Here is a 5,367-nt window from a genome sequence, read left to right on the forward strand (position 1 = left end):
CAACATCCGCTCCCAGAACTTGAGCTGCTCATGAGCCGGCGAGTAAGCCAGGCCGCTAAAGTCCCACAACTGTTGCAGCGTCTGGCCGCAGTGGACGTGGAACTGACACCGCACCATCCAGCCCTTCAGCCGTATTCTCGACTGGGGCTCGAGCCACAGCTCCGGGTGCTCGCGGTCAAAGAACAGGCAGGGCTCCTCCCAACCCCACAGCTGCGGTGGCGGCGGATCACTGCGGGCAAAGCCGTAAACGGTAACTTTCAGGTCCAGATCCGTTTCATCAGGGTCGTATTGCCGCCCCAGCTGGCGCAGCAGATAAGCCAAGCAAATCAAGGCTTCGGTGCGGCGCTCAAATAGAATATAGGAGTTCTCTAGACCATACTGCTGCCCGTAGGAGTTCTCTAGACCATACTGCTGCCCGGGCCGGCGCGCTTGCAGGTGTCGCAGCGCCTGCGCAGCTCGCTCCACGTCGTCGTGGGCCACGACCGGCAGCCAAGTCTGAGGCGAGGTGTAGCGTACCACAAGAACCAAAGGTAGAGGGCTATCTATGGCCATGGCAAGTTTGGCTTTTGTGCATCGGCAGCCCCTAAAGCATATCCCACTGCCGCCACGCCGCGGATATTAAATTGGGTTAAGCCTAAGACAGTGTTTAGTTTATTGCCAATGTCGATTAGTCTTAGGTTGATCTGCCTCAACTGAATGTTGGCAAAGATCCCGTTGATGATATCCACTCCCGGGATCCAGTTGCCAATGCTATTTGCGAGTGTCAGGCCACCAGTTTCTCTCAGCTAGGCCACCACCCGCTTAGAGGCCACTTCTCGCACCACGCCGCCTACGCGCTCGTAGGTTCCATTCTGCAGGCCTTTCAGGATAGCTTCGGGAATCTCTAGGATGACTTGCTCGGAAACCATAAGTCAGGAGCTTCCCGCGTTTGCTGCCGCTAAACTAGCACAGAGAAAACCCTCTGAAAATGCCTGCACTTGGAGAGTTCGCCAAGGCTTATTCTCAGTTGCAAGGGCAAGAGCTTAGCATGGAGATCCAGCCTCTCTCGCTGTTGCGTTGCCGCTATGTCTGAGCCTGCTGGTCGTCTGGTTTGGAACCACTCCACCCACATTTCTGGGCTGATCCCTGTCCTGGAGCGCCTGACTCGACAGCCGGGCATTAAAACTGTAACCCCGGGCGCCCTGTCCTGCAGTCGGGGGCGGATCCCTCAGTTACAGTTGCGGGTTTCCGTGCCTATTCGGGGTGGATACAAGTTGGTGGCCCGCAAGGGCAGCAGCGTGCAAGAGGTGTTTGTGGTTACCGACCTCAGCCAGTCGGAGCTGGAAGCAGCAATTCGCCGCTGTCTGGAGTAGGTTTGTACTCTGGGCGCGCCATGTCCCGTGCTAGCCTCAAGCCTGCCCGCATCAGCGCCGTCCTACCTGGATCCCTGGCGGCAAAGGTGGGCATTCAGCCGGGGGAGGCGCTGGTGAGCATCAGTGGCGAGAAACCCCGCGACCTCATCGACTACCGTTTCCTCATTGCTGAGGAATATCTCTGCCTGGAGATCCTAGACAGCCAAGGGATCCCGCGCACGGTTGAGCTGGAAAAAGACGTGGACGAGGATCTGGGGCTGGAGTTTGAGACGGCTTTGTTCGATGGTCTCATCCAATGCAACAACGCCTGCCCCTTTTGCTTTATCGACCAACAGCCCCCTGAGATGCGGGCAAGCTTGCACCTCAAAGACGACGACTACCGCCTCAGCTTTCTCTACGGCAGCTACCTCACCCTCACCAACCTGACTGCTGCCGAGTGGGATCGCATTGCCCGCCTGCGCCTTTCTCCCCTCTATGTGTCGGTCCATGCCACCGACCCCCAGTTGCGCAGCCGCCTGCTCAAAAACCCGCGTGCCGGCTTGATCCTGGACCAGTTGGCCTGGTTTCGCCAACACCGCCTGCAACTGCATGCCCAAGTGGTGGTTTGCCCAGCTTGGAACGATGGGGAGCAGCTAACTCGCACCCTTCTGGACTTGGCCGCCTTTGGCCAACCTGTTGAAGGGATCCCAACCGTCCTCTCGGTGGCGGTGGTGCCGGTGGGGCTAACCCGCTTTCGTCCCCCCAATGATGAGCTAATCCCGGTGGATGCTGCCAAAGCGGCGGAGGTGATTGATCAGGTGGAAGCGCTGCAGGCGCAGTTTCGGCAAGAACTGGGATCCACCTTTGCCTGGCTGGCCGATGAGTGGTATCTGCTGGCGGGTCGGGAATTGCCGCCGGCAGAGCACTACGAAGATTACCCCCAACTGGGGAATGGGGTGGGATCCCTGCGCTTGTTCTTGAGCGAGTTCGAGCAGGTGCAGCTGCCGGCTGGGATCCCTGCTCCCCTCAAAGTCCTCTGGGTGGTGGGCAACGCCGTGGAACAGGCCTTCCAGCCCGTGGTCAAGCGGATGAACGGCATTCGGGGGCTGCAGTTGGACCTGTTGCCCATTGCCAGCCAATTTTGGGGACAAACCCTGACGGTAACCGGGTTGTTGACAGGACAAGACATTCTGGGCGCTCTGAAATCCGTTGAAAACTTGGCAAGCTACGATGGGCTACTTTTGCCCCAGATTGCTCTTAAGGATGGGGAGCGCTTTCTAGACGATCTGAGCTGGCAAGAGTTGCAGGCCCAAGTCGGGATCCCGGTGGTGCGGGTGGACGGGGGTCCAGCGGGCTTGCTGCAGGCGGTGCAGGGGCTAGGATCAAGGGCAGCTCCGGGCCAAGGACTGTGAGGCCATGCAGCAGTTGCGGCGAGGGCTACTCCTATTGCTTTGGATTGGACTAGGGATCCTGGCCATCAGCGGCTTGGCGGCCTTCTATGTAGATCTGGCCTGGTTTGCCGAGCTGAACGCCTTGCCGGTGCTGTGGACGCGGGTATTTGCCCGCTGGGGGCTGGGCCTGGGCGCCTTTGGTTTTGCCCTGGCGGTGGTGGGATCCAACCTGCGCGCCTGCTGGCGGGGAGCGACCCTGACAGGGGCCTGGGCGATCGCGCTGGGGTTGAGTGGATGCTTTGCCTGGGCTCTTTCCAATCAGTGGTTTACGCTGCTGCTCTGGCTCCACCAAGTGCCTGTCGGGGAGTCCGACCCCATCTTTGGCCGCGATCTGGGCTTTTTTCTTTTCGGCCTGCCCTTTTGGGAGACGCTGCAGCACTGGTGTTTCAACTTGGTGCTGCTCACTCTGATCACGACAGCGCTCATCTACCTGGTGGAGCTAGGGCTATCGGAGCAGCGGCTGACCCTGGCCCTTTCCCTGTTTGCCCAGCGGCACTTGCTGATCCTGGCGGGATCCCTGTTTTTAATTCGCGCCTGGGGCCACTGGCTGGATCGCTATGAGCTGCTCTACTCCACCCGTGGCGTTGTCTTTGGCGCCGGTTTTACCGATGTCCACGCCACCCTGCCAGCCACCACTCTAATGAGCGGGGTGGCTTTCCTGACGGCCATTGGCTTCTGGGTTTTGGCCCGCCAAGGGATCCGCCTCCGCCTTCCCTTTTTCAAATCCTGGTGCCCTGCTTGGGCCAGTTCCCTGCTGGCACCGGCTTTGCTTTGGGGGGCCTACCTGGGGTTTGGGCTGCTGACTACCCGGCTTTACCCGCAACTGGTGCAAACCCTTTTGGTCACCCCCAACGAGCTGGAGCTGGAGCGCCCCTACATCGAGCACAACATCCGCTTTACCCGCGCTGGCTTTGGCCTGACCGAGGTGGAGGTGAAACCCTTTCTGGAGGAGGGATCTCTTACCTGGGAGATCCTGCAGCAAAATCAATCCACCCTGCGCAACGTGCGCCTTTGGGATACGGAGCCTCTCTTGGTTACCTATCGCCAACTGCAGGAGATCCGTCCCTATTACCAGTTTCCCGATGTGGATGTGGATCGCTACCGCATTGGCGGAGAACTGCGCCAAGTGATGCACGCTGCGCGGGAATTGGACTTTGCCCAGGTGCCGCCTACGGCCCAAACTTGGGTTAACCAGCGGTTTTTCTACACCCACGGCTATGGCCTCACCCTCAGCCCGGTGAACGTGGTTACCCCAGAGGGACTGCCGGACTTTTTTCTCTCGGATATCCCACCGCGGGTTTCTCCCCGCTACCCGGAGGTGGCGCAGGTGCTGCGGGTGGAACAGCCGGCTCTCTACTACGGCGAGCTGACCACTACCGACGTGTTTGTGGGAGCCGAGGCAAGGGAGCTGGACTATCCCGCTGCCGATCGCTATGTCTACAGCAGCTACCGCGGCACGGGCGGCGTGCCCATCCCCCACCTCTGGCAGCGCTTTCTCTACGCCTGGCACTTCCGGGATCTGCGCATTCTTCTCAGCCGCGAGCTTTCCTCTACCACCCGCTTTCTCTATCGCCGCCAGATCCGGGAACGGGTGCGCCAGGTGATGCCCTTTTTGCTCTACGACCGGGATCCCTACCTGGTGATTCAAGGGGGCAAACTCTACTGGTTTTTCGATGCCTACACCACCAGCAGCCGCTACCCCTACTCGGAGCATCTGCCCGGCTTCCCCTTCAACTACATCCGCAACTCCGTCAAGGCGGTGCTGGACGCCTACAACGGCAGCATCGACTGGTACATTGCTGATCCTCGGGATCCCCTCATCCAAGCCTACGCCCGCATTTACCCCACCCTGTTCCAGCCCCTAGAGGCCATGCCGGAGCCGCTGCGGCAGCACATCCGCTATCCCCAGGATCTCTTCCGCCTGCAAGTGCAGCAATTTGCCACTTACCACATGACGGATCCCCGTGTTTTCTACAACCGGGAAGACCAGTGGCAGATCCCCAACCAGTTCCGCAAGCAACGGCGCCTCCCCATGCAGCCCCAGTACCTTGTCCTCACCTTGCCGGAGGAAAACCAGCCCCAGTTTGTCTTGCTTTCCCCCTTTACCCCCCTCAACAAGCAGAACATGGTGGCTTGGATGGCTGCCCGCTGCGATGGGGAAAACTACGGCAAGCTGCTGGTGTATGAGTTTTCCAGGCAGCGCCTCATCTACGGGCCAGAACAGGTAGAGGCGCGGGTCAACCAGGATCCCGCCATTTCCGAGCAAATTGCCCTCTGGAACGAACACGGGTCGCGGGTGAACCTAGGCACGCTGCTGGTCATCCCCATCGAGACCTCGCTTCTCTACGTCCAGCCCCTCTACCTGGAGGCAGAACAGGGCCGCCTGCCCCAGCTTACCCGGGTCATCGCCGCCTACGAAGACCGGGTGGTGATGGAGCCAACCCTCAGCCAGGCCCTGGAAGCCCTCTTCTCCCCCACCGGCAGTCGCCGCTCCAACCGCTGAGGCTGGGGGATCCCTTCTCAGATTTCCCAAAGCCAGTTGACAGAACTTAACGGATGTTTTAAGGTTGTGTTGTCAATCTTCG

General features: G+C 59.9%; 6 protein-coding genes. 3 read left to right on the forward strand and 3 right to left on the reverse strand.

From position 1 onward, the window contains the following. From NW835_RS08015 to NW835_RS08025, 3 genes are all read right to left on the reverse strand, one after another. Positions 1-528 (reverse strand): hypothetical protein (locus NW835_RS08015; RefSeq protein WP_414414995.1); only part of this gene is annotated, 528 nt, incomplete at its 3' end. A gap of 14 nt (positions 529-542) precedes the next feature. Continuing rightward, positions 543-728, reverse strand: coding sequence for a hypothetical protein (locus NW835_RS08020; RefSeq protein WP_414414996.1), 186 nt, complete (start codon positions 726-728; stop codon positions 543-545). A 57-nt stretch (positions 729-785) separates the two neighbouring features. Further along, on the reverse strand, positions 786-908 hold the full coding sequence (locus tag NW835_RS08025) for a hypothetical protein (protein ID WP_414414997.1): 123 nt from the start codon (positions 906-908) through the stop codon (positions 786-788). Between the two features lie 156 nt (positions 909-1,064). Between NW835_RS08025 and NW835_RS08030 the strand changes: the two genes are divergently transcribed. The 3 genes from NW835_RS08030 to NW835_RS08040 are packed head-to-tail and all read left to right on the forward strand — an operon-like array spanning position 1,065 to position 5,285. Further along, entirely contained in the window at positions 1,065-1,352 is a 288-nt protein-coding gene (locus NW835_RS08030) for a DUF2103 domain-containing protein (RefSeq protein WP_414372156.1), read from the forward strand. Positions 1,353-1,372: 20 nt separating this feature from the next. Next, the gene (locus NW835_RS08035) at positions 1,373-2,743 is read left to right on the forward strand and encodes a TIGR03279 family radical SAM protein (RefSeq protein ID WP_414414998.1); all 1,371 of its coding nucleotides are present in this window, start codon (positions 1,373-1,375) and stop codon (positions 2,741-2,743) included. A 4-nt stretch (positions 2,744-2,747) separates the two neighbouring features. Then, the gene (locus tag NW835_RS08040) at positions 2,748-5,285 is read left to right on the forward strand and encodes a UPF0182 family protein (RefSeq protein ID WP_414414999.1); all 2,538 of its coding nucleotides are present in this window, start codon (positions 2,748-2,750) and stop codon (positions 5,283-5,285) included. The last annotated feature ends 82 nt before the right edge of the window (positions 5,286-5,367 follow it).

This window comes from Synechococcus sp. OH2 (genome assembly GCF_047462155.1).
Classification (GTDB): domain Bacteria; phylum Cyanobacteriota; class Cyanobacteriia; order Thermostichales; family Thermostichaceae; genus Thermostichus.